This window comes from Sphingobacterium sp. LRF_L2 (assembly GCF_965644235.1).
In the GTDB taxonomy this organism is placed as follows: domain Bacteria; phylum Bacteroidota; class Bacteroidia; order Sphingobacteriales; family Sphingobacteriaceae; genus Sphingobacterium.
Window position 1 is genome coordinate 76,749 of sequence record NZ_CBFFRI010000010.1, and the last position, 17,104, is coordinate 93,852.

A 17,104-nucleotide genomic window follows, 5' to 3' on the forward strand; every position below is an offset into this window, starting at 1 on the left:
TCAGAAGAACAACTCCCCCTACTACACATCTCAGATTTATGGTCAGCGTCCTCGAGTAGGTCAAAATCTAAAGAACCAAACCCCAACTTTCGAGAGCTTTAGAAAAATCATCCCTGTGTAAAAAACAAATAGTTCATAATTAACCTGTTAATATTTTTTAATAATAACTTTTTTTTCTTATCTTTGCACCGCCTTAGGCAATAGAGCCTATTGTATATTTTATTTCATGAACCCATTTTTAGACTTGGGAATCCGTCATGAAGTTGTTAATGCCATCGCTGAGATTGGTTTTGAAAAACCATCTCCCATCCAGGAAAAAGCCATTCCTGTATTACTGACTGGTAACGACGATTTTGTCGGATTAGCCCAAACCGGCACAGGAAAGACCGCGGCATTTGGTCTTCCATTATTAGAACTGATTGACTTCTCTCAGAAACACCCACAAGCGTTAGTATTATGCCCTACACGTGAGTTGTGTTTACAAATTGCAAAAGACTTAGAAAAATTTGCGAAGTACATTGACAACGTACATGTTGTTGCAGTGTATGGAGGTGCAAATATTTCTGATCAATTGCGCCAAATCCGTCGTGGAGTACAGATTGTTGTTGCTACTCCCGGCCGTATGTTAGACATCATAGGCAGAAATGCCATCGATTTCTCCGACGTGAAATATGTCGTGTTGGATGAAGCTGATGAGATGTTAAACATGGGATTCCAAGAAGATATCAACAATATCCTTTCGGAAACTCCTGACACAAAAAAAACTTGGTTATTCTCGGCTACTATGCCTAAAGAGGTACGTCGTATAGCACAAAACTATATGAACAACCCTTTTGAGCTTACTGTTGGAACGAAAAACACAGGTAATGCAAACATTGAACACCACTACTATTTAATTAAGGCTAAAGATAAATATGCGGCGTTCAAACGTATTGTAGACTTCTATCCGGAAATTTTCGGTATCGTATTCTGTCGTACAAAAATTGAAACGCAAGAAATTGCAGAAGCTTTGGTTAAGGACGGCTATAATGCCGATTCTTTACATGGAGACCTGTCGCAACAACAACGTGATAAAGTGATGAAACGCTACCGCGAGCGTAGCCTTCAATTGCTTATTGCTACCGATGTTGCTGCACGCGGTATCGATGTCAATGATGTCACCCACGTTATCAACTTCTCATTACCTGATGAAGTAGAAAACTATACACACCGTTCAGGGCGTACAGCACGTGCGGGTAAAACAGGTATTTCACTTTCCTTAGTGAATGTGAAAGAGCTTAGCAAGATCCGTCACATCGAAAAAATCATTGGTAAGCCTTTCGAGAAAAAAGAAGTTCCACAAGGTGCTGAAGTTTGCGAAAAACAGCTTTTCAAAATGATTGATAAAGTGCACAATGTCGATATCAACGAGGATCAAATTGCGCCTTTCATTCCAAAAATTATGGAAAGCATGCAGGATCTTTCTAAAGAAGATATCATCAAACGTTTTGCCTCTTTAGAATTTAACAGATTCTTAGAATATTATCAAGATGCACCTGATTTAAATATCGATGCACGTGATAGCAGAAGAGAAGACAGAGGCGATCGTGGTGATCGTCAAGCTAGATCTTCTTCTAGAGGTTTTACAAGATTATTCATGAATCTTGGTTCTGTTGATGAATTCAGTCGTGGAGAAATGCTTGGTTTCATCTGTAATAATGCAAAGATTTCAGGAAAATCTATTGGAAAAATCGACCTGAAAGGAGTATTCACTTTCTTCGAAGTTGAGGATGCAGAAGTAAACAAAGTTTTCGAAGGCTTTAAAGGTGTTGACTTCAATGGTCGTCAGGTACGTATAGAAGTATCTGGAGATGGTGGAGGTCGTTCCGAAGGCCGTGGAGGTCGCTCTCGTGGAGGAGATAGAAATCGTGGAGGCGAAAGATCACGCGGTGGTGAGCGTTCTTCTCGTAGCAATGGAGACAGAAGAAGCAGCTCTAGAGGAGACAGAAAAGAATCTGGATCTGGTTTTAGAGATTTTTCTGGAAAAAAACAATCTTCTAGATCACGTTATTAATCACTCATTTTTTTAATAAAAAAGCCAGATTTTCTTCGAATTTCTGGCTTTTTCTTGTTGCATTATCATCCTTGGCAAACTTCGTGTTGCTTATTACCTTTACAAATAAAAGGTAAACAATTCGTGGGTAATGCCGTTTATTTATGGCCGAGAGAGACATAGTCTTCTTTGTCCAAAACAATTACATATGGATAGTCCCAATAGCATATTTGACTTAGCTTACAGGCAACTGCAGTTGTTTCCTGACTTAAACATGTTTTCCCATAAAATCGACAACAAATGGCAACATATCAAAACCAATGTATTTATCGAACAAATCCGTGCCATTTCGAAAGGCTTTGTAGAACTGGGGGTAAAAGCAGGCGATAAAGTTGGGTTGGTTTCTGAAAGCCGCTATGAGTGGCATGTTATTGATTTTGCGGTTCAACAGATCGGTGCGATCACGGTTGCTGTATATCCTAATATTACAGATGCAGACTATCAATTTATTTTCAACGATGCAGAGATAGCGCTTTGTGTAGTAAGCGACAAAGGTTTATATCAACGGATTAACAACTTAATGAGTTCCATTTACTCCCTAAAATTCATCTTTGCGATTAATGATTTCCCTGAGTCGCGAAATTGGAAAGAACTTATTGACATCGGAAAAGGAATTAACGAACAACAAATAGACGGTCTAAAAGCCAGTGTACGCTCCAGTGATCTGGCCACTTTGATCTATACGTCTGGCACCACAGGAAAGCCAAAAGGCGTGATGCTCACACACGACAATATCTTAAGTGCAGTATTTGCAGCACGGGAAGCGACACCACTTCAAGGGTACAGCAGAGCGCTCACCTTCCTCCCTCCTTGCCATGCTTATGAACGCATGGTGATTTACACTTATTTTTACATTGGTATCACCGTTTATTTCGCTGAAGGCTTAGAACGTATAGGTGACAATATCAGAGAAGTAAGACCTCACATTATGACTGCTGTGCCTCGAATCATGGAGAAAGTTTTTGAAAACATCCTGAAAGCAGGACATTCATTAACGGGCGTCAAACGTAAATTATTCCACTGGGCCATCAGTATCGCCGAACAATATGACCCATCAGGAGAGAACACCGGTTTTATCTATCAACAAAAGTTAGCGATCGCGCGACGTCTCGTACTAAATAAATTTCCCCAAGCGCTTGGTGGTCATCTCGTCACCGTCGTATCGGGAAGCGCATCCTTACAACCAAGAATCATTCGCGTATTACTAGCTTCCCGTATCCCCATTTATGAAGGTTATGGATTAACGGAGACCTCCCCTCTACTTTCTGTCAACTTCTACAATAAAGGCATACGTGTGGGAACTGTAGGTAATCCGGTAAAGGATGTCGAAATCAAACTAGCTGCAGATGGCGAGATTCTAGTTAAGGGGCCGAATGTAATGCAAGGTTACTATAAAAATCCAGAAGCAACAGCAGAAGTCCTCAAAGATGGATGGCTACACACTGGCGACATCGGAAAATGGGTGGATGGTAATTTCCTTAAAATCATTGACCGAAAAAAGGAAATGTTTAAGACTTCAGGAGGTAAATATATTGTTCCTCAACCCATCGAAACTAAACTCACAGAATCTCAATTTATCGAACAAGCCATGGTCGTTGGGGATAGTATGAAATTTGCAAGTGCTTTTATTGTTCCACATTATGCCAATCTGAAGGATTGGGCGAAGCTAAATGAACCAGATTTAGTTCCTTTAACAAAAGAACAATTTTTGTCTAGCCCAGCTATATACAAACGTGTAAACCAAGAAGTAAAACTGGCGAACAAACACTTTGGAAACTGGGAGCAAATAAAGAAAATAGCTCTACTCCCCGAGGAATTTACGATAGAAAAAGGAGAGTTAACACCTACACTAAAAATGAAGAGACGAGAAATTCTAAAGAAATACCAACGGGAATACGAAGAAATGTATCATTAAAAATGATTTGTCTGAACTGGATTTATAACAGCTCAGACAAACCTTTTCTTCAAATGCCTTCTACGAGAGCGACGCAAACGTGAGCTTCGCGATGGATAATGACGTTTTCTGGTGATATTATTAAAAATCAGAGCCACAACAAACAAAATAACAGCACCAGAAAAAACAGGACTCAACACATACCAATAGCCCATTTCGGCAATCTTAGTCCCACTACTTACCGCGATTAAAGCAGTCGCACCTCCCGGAGGATGCAACGTCCTTGTCACCTGCATAAGTACAATCGATAACGCGACAGCGAATGGGGCAGTCAGCCAGATGATATCCGGTAACAGTTGCATAACCGTGACCCCGGCTAGTGCAGAAACCACATGGCCTCCAATTAAATTACGTGGCTGAGCAAGTGGACTCTGTATAGCGCCATACACTAAAACAGAAGAAGCTCCAAAGGAGCCTATCAGAAAGACATTTTCAGAAACTGGCAGGTGTAACGATTGTACAAAAGCAATACTAAAAATACCTACAAAAGCGCCCAAGAAAGACCAAAAATGTTCCCGGGGATCTACCAGTGTTTCTTTATAAAATACATAGCGATAAACCCGTAACTGTCGTTGGATATGTTTTTTCAAGTTTCTTTATTTTAGGTTACGTTGCCGAATAGCTTCGTAGATCACCACGCCCGCAGAAACAGAAACATTCAATGAGCCAATTTCTCCAAACATAGGTATTTTTGCTAATTTATCGGAAATTCGGATCAAATCGTCTGAAACTCCAACATCTTCTGCCCCCATGATAATACAGGTAGGTACTGTATAATCTACATCGTAGATAGAATCTTCCGTTTTCTCCGTACTGACGACTAATTGCACCCCCGAATCAATTAAAAATCTTCCTGTTTTTCCAAGTGAATCTTGACGGCAAACAGGAATCTTGTAGAGGGCACCTGCTGAAGTTTTTATCGCATCGGGATTGATTTCTGCAGATCCTTTTTTGGGAACAATGATCGCATGAACGCCGGCACATTCCGCTGTCCGCGCAATTGCCCCCATATTACGCACATCGGTCACCCCATCCAACATTAAGAGAAAAGGTGTTTCGCCTTGTTCGAATATCACAGGAAGAAGATCTTCTATATTTTGATAGGTAATCGGTGATATAACGGCAATAACACCTTGGTGATTCTTTCGTGTTATACGATTTAATTTCTCAACAGGAACTTGCTGAAAACCAATACCATGCTCTTTCAACAAAGCCTTTAGCTCTAAGAACAAACTACCTGTCAATCCACGTTGCACAAATAGAGATTCGATTTCCTTTCCACTATCGATAGCTTCAATAACGGCGCGAATACCAAATACCATTTGATTTGATTCTCTCTTTTCTCCTCTTTCTCTACGTTGGAAGTTTTGCATTAGTAATAAGTAAATTAAAATAGACAGTAAAAACAAGATGCCAGGAAAGAGACACTCTTTCCAAGTTTCAACTTTAGTCTGCAAAGATAAGCAAATCTTTCCTGATTCCTTTAGCTGTCGCCTAGATGCATAGAAGTTCGAATAAACATTTGAGACTTTAATTTTTTCACCCATCACATCTGAATACACGAAATGAGAATGACATTAACGAATCGATTGCATCCCCTTTAGACCAGAACATTGTCAACAGTCTAACTCAAACCGAGATTAAAAGCTTTACGCAGCGTCTCCAATGCAGGATTCTTAGAAACCATCGCCTGATATTTTTCTTGGGAAGTATAGGGTTTTCGGGACCGTGTCATCTCCACCTGTATACCTTGGATATCAAGAGCAAAGTTTTTCAATTCCACACGGAGATAGTTCAGCATATCAATTTTCCCCAATTTAAGTTCCTCCATCTGCACGCCATTCTCAACATCAATCTCGATAACGGTACCATTCAAACGAGGTGTGTTTGCTGTCATAATGGTATACAATGTGATTCTACTCGTTTGTTTGAGGGTATCGGCGAAAGCATTCCATTTCGACAGGAAAACGTTTAACGTTATTTCTTGAAAATCAGTCCCTTGTACTAAATCAGATTCTTGATCCTCTTCCACAGGTTTATCTTCAAAAATGGTATTGAGGTTTGGGATATTTGTAGGCGTCGCAATTTTGCCCCAGCCCTTCTTAGGCGTATCTGTAGCCACAGACGAAGAAACGATAGGTGGCTTCGCATTATTGGTAGGCGACGCTATATTTGATTGCCCAACAATAGGTGCTGTGTCAACTTTAGAGGTAGAAACAGGAACTTGCGCTGTAGGAGAAACCGGTCTATCTACTGGAGCTACGGGTTGATCAGGGAGTTTTTTTTTTTGCTCAGGCGATGCTGAGGGCACAAAGCTTCCTTGTTTACTCAGGAGTATTGCGGCCGCGATATGACACATCTTTAAAAGAGCAAGCTCAACCTGCAAACGTTGATTCTTACTGCTCTTGTAGTTGATTTCGCATTGGTTAGCAATATTGAGCGCAGATAGCAATAAACCCGAACTTAAAGCTTGAGACTGCTCAAGATACCTACGTTTAATATTTTCGCTTACTTCCAACAACTTCAATGTAGCAGGTTCTTTCGAAACCAACAGATTTCGTATGTGAGTCGCAAGTCCACTGATAAAATGCCCTCCATCAAAGCCATTATTCAGCACTTTATCAAAAATTAACAGACTTTGTGCAGCATCTTCTTTAGCAATGCCATCCAACAATTGAAAATAATAGTCATAGTCTAATATATTCAAATTATCGATAACAGATTGATAAGAAATATTCTTATTGGAGAAACTGACAATCTGGTCAAACATGGACAGCGCATCCCTCAAACCACCATCTGCTTTTTGCGCAATAATATGTAGACCATCTGCTTCAAACGTAATAGCTTCTTTTTCCGCAATGGAGGCCAAATGATTGGCCATATCGTCCACCTTAATGCGATTGAAGTCAAAAATCTGACAACGAGAAAGGATTGTGGGTAGAATTTTATGTTTTTCTGTCGTAGCCAATATAAAGATGGCATAGGAAGGTGGTTCTTCTAGCGTCTTCAGAAAAGCATTAAATGCAGCTTGAGAGAGCATGTGCACCTCGTCAATAATGTATATTTTATATTTACCTGTCTGCGGCGGGATACGAACTTGTTCTATTAAGCTCCGAATATCATCTACAGAGTTATTGGAAGCTGCATCGAGCTCGTGTATACTAAAAGAATTGCCGTTTTGAAAGGATCTACAACTATCACAGGTACCACAGGCTTCCACATTTTCGGCAATATGCTCACAATTTATTGTCTTTGCTAAGATACGCGCGCAAGTCGTTTTACCAACTCCCCGTGGTCCACAAAACAGAAAAGCCTGTGCCAACTGACTATTGTGGATCGCGTTCTTAAGCGTACTTGTAATATGCTGCTGACCTACGACAGAATCAAAGGTTACCGGGCGATATTTACGAGCTGAAACAATAAAATTATCCATTGCACGAAGATACAGAATTTGGAAAGTAAAAGCTGAAAAGTTAAAGCTAAAAAAGTAAATTTTAAACTTATCCGACTGAAATCAAAAACAACTAAATAAAAACATATGCCCTAACTGCCTAAAAAATCAGACATCCCTCCATCCCCATAACAATTATAAATCACCGTATATATACGGTAGTTACACAAAAAAAAAGCACATATCCAAAGTTGGCCTAATAGTTGAATAGTTTCTAGTTCATAATTTAGGTTAATAATTGGTTTGTAACCCTCCTCCATCGCCCGATGTCGGAGGGTTCTTTTTTTATTAATATATTTACGCTTTCTTATGCTTTAATCCTATCATTACGATGAAGTTTTTTTTGTCTTTCTTATCATTAACACTGTTTCAACTGTTTGCTACCGCTCAACAAATACAAATTCAGGTCGATGCCCAAAATTCACTCGGGAAGATTAGTCCTTTGGTATATGGTCAATTTATAGAATATATAGGTCGCTGTATTGATGGTGGTATTTACGAGGAACAATCTTCACTGACGGATCAACGAGGTTTCCGCAAAGATGTATTGGAAAAAGCAAAGGAATTAAATCCGAGCATTTTGCGGTTTCCTGGTGGCACCGTCGTCAAAACCTTCCATTGGGAAGATGGAATCGGGCCAAAAGCACAACGAAAGGCGCAACGAAACCTTATATGGGGAGGTATCAACACTTATCATTTTGGAACCTGTGAATTTGTGGAATACTGCCGCGAGATACAAGCTGACCCCTGTCTTGTGGTCAACATCGCTACCGGAAGTGCCGAAGAAGCTGCAAATTGGGTTGAATATTGCAATGGTACAGGTAATACCTATTATGCAAATCTTCGGCGTTCACATGGCTACCCTGAACCCTTTGACATCAAATATTGGGCGCTAGGAAACGAAGAAGGAGCTGTCCCCGACGCTGGCCGACACCAAGACCCAAAAAAATATGTGGAGGACATGTGGCATTTTATTAAGTTAATGAAACTAACAGACCCTAGCATCAAGCTTATTGCCAATGGTGAAGCAATGAATGAAACGTGGAACAAAACCGTTCTGGATGGATTGGGAGACACCATAGATTACCTATCTTTTCATTACTATGTTAATACAGATGCAGGTAAACCGTACTCTATTTTTAAGAAGATTTCTTTGGCTGAGGAAGAATTGGAAAAACTAGGAAACTTCATACAAAAAAATTACCAAGATAGCGTCAGGGAATGGAGCGAGTGGTATAGATTTCCATCGCGTCAAGGCCCCATTAAAATTGCGTTTGATGAATGGGGAATATGGGAGCGTCAAGCCCCGCCCTATGGCACGACAAATATTTACGAATGGCGTCATGCACTGGCCACTGCTAGTTTTCTCAACAGCATACAACGCCAAGCACAATGGGTGGGAATGGCCAACTGGGCACAGCTGGTAAACATCCTTGCCCCTATTATGAGCAATGAGAAAACATCCATCAAACAAACCATCTTTTATCCGCTACAGGCCTTCCGTCAATACAGCTTAAAAGAAGCTATTGCTACTTCGGTGAATGCACCCTTTATCGAGGATAACATTCCTGCTCTCGATGTTTCTGCAACTGTAGACCGAGACCATAAAAAACTGACCTTATTTATCGTTAATCGTTACTCGAAAGATCTTACTACAGACATTCGCTTTCATCATTGTACCATAAAAAAGCTTAAGAATAAAATCACTTATTCCTCCAGCCAGCTTAACGCAAAAAATATACTAGATCACCCCGACAAAGATGTCGTTAAAATCCATAGAGAAACAAATTTAAAACAAGGAGAGGCCATAGTTTTCCGCGGAGAATCGATTACCATCTGTGAATATGAACTGTTATAGTTTATGCTGTGAAAGCCAACAAATAAAAATCTTTTGAACAACTTCACAAAGAACGAAAGCTTAACCAAAAAGCCTCGTTCCTGATTAGGAACGAGGCTTTTATATATATTCTAATTAAATTTTAGAAAGAATAACCAGTCCAAGAGAATGCCGATGTCGTTGCACCTACTTGAGCTGTTTCTGTTCTTGTTAAAACTGCTCCGATAGTATTTTTAATCTTACTATCGCTAAACAATGAAGCTGGCGTGATTGAATACTGAATTGTTGAAGCGGCATCACCTGCACCTTTAGTATCTGCAAAATCGATAATATCAGCAATTTTTGCAGTCTCAGCAACCTGAATATTTAAGTTCGTTATTGTCGCTTTAGCACCTCTTCTTATTTTAACAACATCGTTCATTTCTGACGTAGTAGATTTGTTTACGATTGTCATATTTGTAACAGTGAAAGCAGATTGATTCGAATGTGTAGGAAAATCACCATCAAGATTTCCGTCAGCTTCGATTCCACGTGGGTCATTAGAACTACTTGTATAACTAGCTTCCCAAATACCATAAGAGTTAGTTAAAGTACCTGTATAACCTTGTGTACAATCGAACATATCATCTTGGGAATTCACCACTAGAAGATTCGTCACGTTTACTGATCCACCAAAAAATTCGATACCGTCATCAGCACCATCTTTAATATAGATATTGCTAATTTTTGTACCATTACCAACACCATTTAAAGTTAAACCGTTATGCTCAGAATCATCATCAATTTTTGCACCAGTATATTCAATTTTCACATAGTCCAAAACACCAGAGTTATCGCTAACATTGGTACCTCCATAAGGAATATCTGTATTAATTTCAGTGCTTCCGGTAGTACCTGTAGGTCCAGAAAGAGGAGCATAACCATTGATGATTACACCACCCCAATCTCCTGCCTTAGGAGAAGAAGCCGCAGAAGTGAATACAATCGGACTTGTAGCTGTTCCTTCAGCTATAATTTTTGCACCTTGCTCAACCAAAAGGTATACAGCTGTTCCACTTGCATCCGCAGAAATTGTTGTTCCTGCAGGAATAGTTAATGTTGCTCCTGAACGGACAATAGTTGCGCCAGTTAAACGAACTGAAGAAGCTAATGTTGCATTACCCGTAATGTTACCATTCAACACACTCAATACATCACCTCCATTATCTGGAGTAGTATCATCATCATTAGAACAGCTTGTAAAAGTAAACGCTAACGCTGAAGCCGCTAAAATTGCAAGTAATTTTGTTTTCATCATCTTTATAATTTATGTTACAATATTATTTAACTACTTTAACTGTTTGATTAACTTAATGTTATATAATTGTTAAAACCTATAAGATAAACCTAAGTTTAGATCCACACCTCTTTTGTAAGATTCAAGAGTTATATTTTCTCGCTCAGTGAACTCTCTTTCTATCTCATAGCTTGGATTCAGTATATTTCGTACTTTCAAGTTAATACCCCATTTTTTAGAAATCACAGCATTTGTTACAAAATCTAATGTCGGAACCGCTTTTTCTATGGCATTTTGAAAATCTGAGTAACCCAAGGAGTATACGCGATCAGAAAAATAATTGAAGACCACAGAAGAATTCAAATTCCAATTTTTTCCATTAAGAAGATAAGACACATCTGCGTTAACTAAAAGAGGAGAAGCTCCCTGTAATGCACTTTCAGATGATGTAAAACCCGCTCTTGAAGCCGAAAGCTCTTGTTTAGAATATAAATAAGATACATTGGCTCCTGCGGAAAGAATATTATCACCATTCTGAGTATTTGTTTTTAACAGATTTTTCTTTAACTCGACTTCTGCTCCAAATAACTCAGCTGTAGCTCCAACATTGAAATAAGTCATTAAGACACCGCCAGATTTTGTTTCTACCCTAGCAATTGGATTTTTCAGCTTCTTATAAAAAGTTCCCACAGATATAAGTTCACTATTTGAAGGAAACAATTCCCATTTCAAATCAAAATTCAGGTTCTCTACAGGCACCAGGTCTGGATTACCATTAACTTTATAAGTTGCAAATGTTTGACGGAAAGGAGCTATCTCAATAAATTGTGGTAAAGTATAGCTTTTACTAGCCGCCGCTCTTAAATTACTGTTTTCCGTTAGGCTATACTTTACATTTAAACTTGGCAGAAAATAATCTTTGTTAATTTTTGACGGACCTCTTAAATTACTACTGTATGATCCCCCATTCGTATCGAATATGACATTTTGCATAACTTTATCAAACCGCAGACCTAGAACTGCTGTCAATTTCTCATTAAACTGATACGTACCCACTGCTAATGCAGAATGTGTATATTTTTTCGCATCATACCAGTCAGTAGCTAGCGTTTGACCTCTAGAAGAAGTCAAACTGAAGAAATTATTATCGAGTTGATTCTGATTAAAAATAACATCAATATTATTTACATCAGCAACCGTTCTATCTGGATCTCCAACAATGTCATGGTAAAACAAATGAGCATCAAAACGACGACGCGTAGTATTTAAATTATATCCAAAATCAATTTTTCTGTCATAATTATTATCATTTTCAATTTTATATGTAGCTATAGCTTTACCTGTCCAACCCTTCTCCGTCATATCAGAGTAATAACGTTCATTATCAGGCCCATTAGCCTCATCTGATACCCGAGTTACTCCATCCCTTTCAATTAATTGAGTTGTACGACGATCCGGCTCCAATCCTTTCACCATATTGTACCCTACTCCAAGATCTAAAGCTAGACGATTAGATAAATTTATTTTCGACAATAATTGATTTACATATAATTTATTATCAGCTACATGACTTCTTCTAAAAATACCTATATCACCAACATTAGACTCTTCATTAAGACCATAATAATTTCCATAATCTTGCGCTTGATCATTGATATACAACGAATTAAAAGCAATATAATGGTTATTGAATGAGTATTTCAAATTAGCCATACCGGTTTTTGATACATTATATTGTGATTTTTCTACCGTTTGATCAATACCTACCGATCCATCCGTTGATGTTTGACGAACGATTCCGTCAAAACGGCGATATTCAGAATTAAAGCCTCCTGTTAAAAAGACATCTAAATTACCATCACCTACTTTAAATTTCCTTCCACCAGCTAAAGAAAAACTAGAATTCACTGGGTTTTCAATATTAGAGGCATCCCAATTATTCCTGAAACTATATCTCGAGTAATCGGTAATGGGAGAAGTTTTTTCTTTCAAAGAACCAAACCAATTTGTACCAGAAATACGTTTGAAATCCTTCGCTTTAACAGCTTGTGTATTTACACCTGCCGAAGCACCGATCTCAAGAAATGCATTATCACTAAGTTCTTTCGAAAGAATATCTATATTGGCTCCAGCTACATCACCCAATAACTGTGCATTAAAAGTTTTATTCACACCGACACTCTGAATAATACCTGTACCAAAGAAATCTAGAGAAATGTTTTTATTTAAAGGATCTTCGGAAGGTAAGGCTAAACCATTAAATGTTGTCGTGTTATAACGATCTCCTAAACCACGAACAAAAACATTTGCTCCACTTGCCGACTTCGTAACTCCGCTCATTTTAGTTAATGCGCCTTCTGCATCGCTCACTCCTTTTCTGGTTAACTCTTGCGCACCAATTTTCTCCAACATCAAATTAGAAGCTTTACGTTCTTCCAACAGCGCAATTTCACTAATCCGCTCTCTTCTTCTTGTTACAACAACTTCATCTAAAGTAGAATTGGCATTTACAAGTGTAACCGGGACAAATTCCCAGTTGTTGGTTTGTAGACTAAATTGTGTAGAGTCCGTGTTATATCCTACGAATGTACTAACAAGCGTGTATTGACGTCCTCTTTCCGGAAGTGTAATGGAGAACTCTCCGTTTTCATCGGTTGAAATTGCTAGGCTGGAATTAGCGACTTTAATGCTTACTCCCGGAATTGGCTTATAGGTTTCGACATCCAATACCTTTCCTTTTACCCCAAATTGTTGAGCATGGAGTGCCGAGACTTGAATGGTTAATAGTGAAATGATTAACGCAACATAATAGTTGAACTTGTTCATAGCGTGTTAAAATTATGTTGCAATATTATAAGCTAAATATTAGCTTACTGTTACTTAAGAATTATCAAAACATCACGTATTTGTTAATAAATTATTAAGAAGATGAAATGGAATTGTTATCGGAGGCAGTTATTATACCTCTTCCAGCTTACTTATCCAACGTTGCCATCTGGAAGCAAAATGCACCACTAAGATGGATCTCATTTGATTATAAAACTAAATTGGATGAAGAATTATTGAACGTACTTTATAACATACCATAAAACAAAAAAGAGGCAGCTGCCTCTTTTTTGTTTAGAAAACTTCGGTTTATCTTTATGGACCGATTACTTTATTAATACAGCGTCAATAATCTGAATTTCTGCATTTCCTTTCAACGGTTCCGGATTGAATTTCATTTTCCCTTTAACTTTAATAGGCTCCTCTGTAAACTTTACAGAACCGTCTTTCATAAAGATTTCAACCATTGGGGGGATACCGTTGGAACCGCAAAACATACATTGCATAACTGGCAGAACCGAAAGCATAAATGTGCTATGCGTACGTCCACTGTTTAAAGGGACTAAATATCCAGGTAATTCCACAATTTTGTTCTCCAATGATTTCAGTGCAGGGGGATAGCTTGGTGTATATACCTTCTTATTTCCCTCATAAGTCACTTTATACATCATTTTATCGATCGCCTCCCAGGTACTGTTCATCATTGGGGTATGGTCAGGAACGTTCATTTGTGGAAACTGACCTACCTGAGCCTTAGTTACACCAAGACCGAAAATGGTAAAAAAAACAAAAAATAGTATTTTTTTCATGTTATTTATCTGCTAAAATGGTAGAAATAGAGGTCTTGTAGGCGCGAATGGCAGGAATTAAGGCCGCCACAACACCAATAATACAAGCTACCGCTATTAAATAAATCTCTTTGTTGTTCAACGCAAATACCTGAATAAAATCGGCACTTTCGCTGGTCTGTATATTAATAATATAAAGTGCAAAATGACCTAAGAACATACCTATTACTCCGCCTATTGCTGTAATCACTATCCCTTCGACAATAACCAAGGTAAAAAGTTTAGTTTGAGATGCGCCCATAGAGCGCATGATTGCTAAATCATATTTCCGTTCTTTGAGTGCATTATACAAGCTGATGAAAACGCTAAGTCCAGCAATGAACATAATAATGTAAGCTAAAACAGTTAACGAATCGAGCCCCACTCCCAACAGCGAGAACAAGCGCGTACTTTCTATCGCAGGCGATGCAGCCTGCATATCTGTCGACTGATTGACGAGCCGTGGCACAATACCCATAGCCGCTGGAGATGCATATTTAACTAATAAGGCCGTAACCTCATCGCCCCTATACGCTAACATATCATCACCAATATTCTTTACATATTGTTCTTCTTGTGGTCTCTCTTGAACAAGTTCTTCCGAAGATTGTGCTTCCTCTATCGGTTGAGCTTGCTGATGATCATGTTCATGATTATGCTCTATTTGGTGTTGATCTGGAGTATGTACGTCGGCTTCATGATGATGGTCACCATCGTGTGTATGCGCACTATGATCTTCATGGGCTAAACCATGTACATCCCATACACTTTCCAGATTACATAAAATTAAATTATCAACGACAGAATGAGAGGGTTGGAGTATCCCCACGACGCGAAAAGGATGCTCATCGTGCACATGTCCTTCTGCCGCGAGTCCATGGGAAGTATTAAAACTATCTCCTATCTTCAAACCTCTTTTTCGCGCAACCTCACTACCAATAACAGCCTCAAAAGCAGAGTTCCAGATAACTCCTTCTTTGAAAGAAAGTTCATACAGATCCAAATAACTCGGCTCCGTACCGATCAAACGATGTCCTTTAAAATTATCCCCTAACGATATCGGAACAGCTGTTTCAATAAATGGATTTTGGGCAAGTTTACGAGCTTCCTCTAGCGCGATATTTCCCGTAGGATTATCAACGTGATAAAGAGAACTCAAAATCAATTGCAGTGGACTTCCTTTTGCTCCCACGACCAAATCGACATTCTTTGTGTTGTTTGTCAGTTGCTTTTCAAAAGTATCACTCGTAATGTAGATAACGCAAAGAATCGCTACGCCAAATGCCGTTAAAAGAATGCTCAGAAGTGTTGAACCTAGCTGATGCGTAATATTTTTCCAAACGAGTTGTAGATTATTCATGCGGCTAGAGTTGATAGTTATTTTTGAAATGTTCCTTAATCCGTTTATCATGCGTCGCAATGAGCAAGGTGGATCCATATGCATTAGCGATATCAAAAAGCAGCTGCAACACCAAAGACGTATTGTGGTCGTCAAGGGATGCCGTTGGCTCATCCGCCAACAACAAGGCTGGCCGATTAATGACTGCCCGTGCTATTGCTACTCGTTGTTTCTGCCCCCTACTTAGCTCGTTGGGCAGAGCCGACGCCTTGTCCTTCAATTGTAGCTTATGTAATATTTCCAATATTCCCTGCTCATCAACCGCATTCTTTGCAAGGCTTTGCGCTAATTTTATATTCTCTAACACCGAAAGATTCTTAAGCAGATGTGCTTCCTGAAATATAAAGCCTAAGTTTTTTGCTCTAAATGCATCTAAACGAGAACCTTGAAGAGTATACAGGCTTTGCCCCATCAACTGTACCTCACCCGTGATTGGTTTAGAGAGGCCACTTAATAGATGAAGAAGTGTTGTTTTTCCCTTTCCTGACTCACCTAGAAGTAGGCTATGCTGTCCTTTTTCAATATGCATATCTGGGAACACCAATTTAGCACCTCTTGGATATTGATAGCTTAGCTGAACAGAAGATAAAATAATATCTGCCATGATTTGTCAATTTTGCACCGCAAATTACTAACTATTCTATAGAAGTACGAATGAAATTGGGTTGCATTTACAGTATTTAACGAAAAAAATACAATACTAAGATCCGAAACAGTAGGCTATCTATTTAACAACGAAATCTCCAAGCAAGCAGCCAAAGCAGCCGTCTCGGTACGCAAGCGACTATTTCCTAAAGACACCGGCTTGTAGCCCGCATTCAAAGCTTGCGAGATTTCATTCGATGAAAAATCGCCTTCTGGGCCAATGAGAATAATATACCTTCCTCCTGCAGTACATAGCTGATTGAGGTACTTCTTTTCACCATCTTCACAGTGTGCAATACATTTTATACGCTCGTCTTCGAGCTGTGTATCCTTCAAAAACTGTGTAAAAGATGTTGCAGGATGAACTAAAGGCATGTAAGCCTTTAAGGACTGTTTCATTGCTGAAACAACCACTTTATTCAAGCGATCAATCTTAACGTCTTTACGTTCAGAATGCTCACTGATGATTGGGGTAATTTCCTGAATACCGATTTCAGTTGCCTTTTCCAAAAACCATTCGATCCTATCTATATTTTTTGTAGGGGCGACAGCTACATGAAGATGATAATTCGATTTTTTATAATCCTGTTCTACGTGAAGAATCGTTAAAATCGTTCTTTTTGGATGAGGATCCAAAATTTCTGCGGAATACCAACCTCCTCTACCATCGATCAGATACACCAGCTGAGTAGCCTCTAAACGAAGAACCCGTATAGCATGTTTACTTTCTTCTTCACTCAGTACAAATTGAGTATGGTGAGGCTCCAAAATTGGTGAGTAGAACAAATGCATAAGAA

The 17,104-nt window shown here is 39.0% G+C and carries 13 protein-coding genes; 4 read left to right on the forward strand and 9 right to left on the reverse strand.

Annotated elements, in window-relative coordinates; all coding sequences use genetic code 11:
• The first annotated feature begins 226 nt into the window (after nt 1-226).
• Both ACSZOX_RS19120 and ACSZOX_RS19125 read left to right on the forward strand, forming a co-directional pair.
• The gene (locus ACSZOX_RS19120; protein ID WP_437921792.1) at nt 227-2,053 is read left to right on the forward strand and encodes a DEAD/DEAH box helicase; all 1,827 of its coding nucleotides are present in this window, start codon (nt 227-229) and stop codon (nt 2,051-2,053) included.
• Nucleotides 2,054-2,240: 187 nt separating this feature from the next.
• Nucleotides 2,241-4,007 carry an AMP-dependent synthetase/ligase gene (locus ACSZOX_RS19125; RefSeq protein ID WP_437921793.1) on the forward strand — a complete coding sequence of 589 codons (1,767 nt, stop codon included), beginning with the start codon at nt 2,241-2,243 and terminating at the stop codon, nt 4,005-4,007.
• Nucleotides 4,008-4,039: 32 nt separating this feature from the next.
• Here the strand turns inward: ACSZOX_RS19125 and ACSZOX_RS19130 are convergent, their stop codons facing one another.
• The 3 genes from ACSZOX_RS19130 to ACSZOX_RS19140 form a co-directional block, all read right to left on the reverse strand.
• Nucleotides 4,040-4,636: an HPP family protein gene (locus ACSZOX_RS19130; protein WP_437921794.1), complete on the reverse strand. Its 597-nt coding sequence runs from the start codon at nt 4,634-4,636 to the stop codon at nt 4,040-4,042.
• A gap of 6 nt (nt 4,637-4,642) precedes the next feature.
• Nucleotides 4,643-5,419 carry a 23S rRNA (guanosine(2251)-2'-O)-methyltransferase RlmB gene (gene rlmB, locus ACSZOX_RS19135; protein WP_437921795.1) on the reverse strand — a complete coding sequence of 259 codons (777 nt, stop codon included), beginning with the start codon at nt 5,417-5,419 and terminating at the stop codon, nt 4,643-4,645.
• A gap of 251 nt (nt 5,420-5,670) precedes the next feature.
• Nucleotides 5,671-7,479, reverse strand: coding sequence for a DNA polymerase III subunit gamma/tau (locus tag ACSZOX_RS19140; protein ID WP_437921796.1), 1,809 nt, complete (start codon nt 7,477-7,479; stop codon nt 5,671-5,673).
• 349 nt (nt 7,480-7,828) lie between these two features.
• Here ACSZOX_RS19140 and ACSZOX_RS19145 point away from each other — a divergent pair, with 349 nt between their 5' ends.
• Entirely contained in the window at nt 7,829-9,355 is a 1,527-nt protein-coding gene (locus ACSZOX_RS19145; protein WP_437921797.1) for an alpha-L-arabinofuranosidase C-terminal domain-containing protein, read from the forward strand.
• Between the two features lie 121 nt (nt 9,356-9,476).
• Here ACSZOX_RS19145 and ACSZOX_RS19150 read toward each other — a convergent pair whose 3' ends face one another.
• Together ACSZOX_RS19150 and ACSZOX_RS19155 are read right to left on the reverse strand one after the other, a co-directional pair.
• On the reverse strand, nt 9,477-10,631 hold the full coding sequence (locus ACSZOX_RS19150; RefSeq protein ID WP_437921798.1) for a hypothetical protein: 1,155 nt from the start codon (nt 10,629-10,631) through the stop codon (nt 9,477-9,479).
• A 69-nt stretch (nt 10,632-10,700) separates the two neighbouring features.
• Nucleotides 10,701-13,436, reverse strand: coding sequence for a TonB-dependent receptor domain-containing protein (locus ACSZOX_RS19155; protein WP_437921799.1), 2,736 nt, complete (start codon nt 13,434-13,436; stop codon nt 10,701-10,703).
• Between the two features lie 107 nt (nt 13,437-13,543).
• On the opposite strand from ACSZOX_RS19155, the gene ACSZOX_RS19160 reads away from it, so the two are divergent.
• Complete coding sequence (locus tag ACSZOX_RS19160) at nt 13,544-13,699, forward strand: hypothetical protein (RefSeq protein ID WP_437921800.1); 156 nt, start codon at nt 13,544-13,546, stop codon at nt 13,697-13,699.
• Nucleotides 13,700-13,762: 63 nt separating this feature from the next.
• Here the strand turns inward: ACSZOX_RS19160 and ACSZOX_RS19165 are convergent, their stop codons facing one another.
• From ACSZOX_RS19165 to ACSZOX_RS19180, 4 genes are all read right to left on the reverse strand, one after another.
• Nucleotides 13,763-14,245 carry a hypothetical protein gene (locus ACSZOX_RS19165; protein ID WP_437921801.1) on the reverse strand — a complete coding sequence of 161 codons (483 nt, stop codon included), beginning with the start codon at nt 14,243-14,245 and terminating at the stop codon, nt 13,763-13,765.
• A gap of 1 nt (nt 14,246) precedes the next feature.
• Nucleotides 14,247-15,623: an FtsX-like permease family protein gene (locus tag ACSZOX_RS19170; protein WP_437921802.1), complete on the reverse strand. Its 1,377-nt coding sequence runs from the start codon at nt 15,621-15,623 to the stop codon at nt 14,247-14,249.
• 4 nt (nt 15,624-15,627) lie between these two features.
• Complete coding sequence (locus ACSZOX_RS19175) at nt 15,628-16,266, reverse strand: ABC transporter ATP-binding protein (RefSeq protein WP_437921803.1); 639 nt, start codon at nt 16,264-16,266, stop codon at nt 15,628-15,630.
• 116 nt (nt 16,267-16,382) lie between these two features.
• Nucleotides 16,383-17,099 (reverse strand): 16S rRNA (uracil(1498)-N(3))-methyltransferase, encoded by a 717-nt coding sequence (locus ACSZOX_RS19180; protein WP_437921804.1) that lies wholly within the window; start codon nt 17,097-17,099, stop codon nt 16,383-16,385.
• Nucleotides 17,100-17,104: the final 5 nt, after the last annotated feature.

Excerpts from the sequence above, each read along its gene's own strand:
- ACSZOX_RS19120 (WP_437921792.1), top strand. The coding sequence starts at position 227 with ATGAACCCATTTTTAGACTTGGGAATCCGTCATGAAGTTGTTAATGCC.
- ACSZOX_RS19150 (WP_437921798.1), bottom strand. The coding sequence starts at position 10,631 with ATGATGAAAACAAAATTACTTGCAATTTTAGCGGCTTCAGCGTTAGCG.
- ACSZOX_RS19140 (WP_437921796.1), bottom strand. The coding sequence starts at position 7,479 with ATGGATAATTTTATTGTTTCAGCTCGTAAATATCGCCCGGTAACCTTT.
- ACSZOX_RS19145 (WP_437921797.1), top strand. The coding sequence starts at position 7,829 with ATGAAGTTTTTTTTGTCTTTCTTATCATTAACACTGTTTCAACTGTTT.
- ACSZOX_RS19125 (WP_437921793.1), top strand. The coding sequence starts at position 2,241 with ATGGATAGTCCCAATAGCATATTTGACTTAGCTTACAGGCAACTGCAG.
- ACSZOX_RS19170 (WP_437921802.1), bottom strand. The coding sequence starts at position 15,623 with ATGAATAATCTACAACTCGTTTGGAAAAATATTACGCATCAGCTAGGT.
- ACSZOX_RS19165 (WP_437921801.1), bottom strand. The coding sequence starts at position 14,245 with ATGAAAAAAATACTATTTTTTGTTTTTTTTACCATTTTCGGTCTTGGT.
- ACSZOX_RS19160 (WP_437921800.1), top strand. The coding sequence starts at position 13,544 with ATGGAATTGTTATCGGAGGCAGTTATTATACCTCTTCCAGCTTACTTA.
- ACSZOX_RS19175 (WP_437921803.1), bottom strand. The coding sequence starts at position 16,266 with ATGGCAGATATTATTTTATCTTCTGTTCAGCTAAGCTATCAATATCCA.
- ACSZOX_RS19155 (WP_437921799.1), bottom strand. The coding sequence starts at position 13,436 with ATGAACAAGTTCAACTATTATGTTGCGTTAATCATTTCACTATTAACC.
- ACSZOX_RS19180 (WP_437921804.1), bottom strand. The coding sequence starts at position 17,099 with ATGCATTTGTTCTACTCACCAATTTTGGAGCCTCACCATACTCAATTT.
- rlmB (WP_437921795.1), bottom strand. The coding sequence starts at position 5,419 with ATGCAAAACTTCCAACGTAGAGAAAGAGGAGAAAAGAGAGAATCAAAT.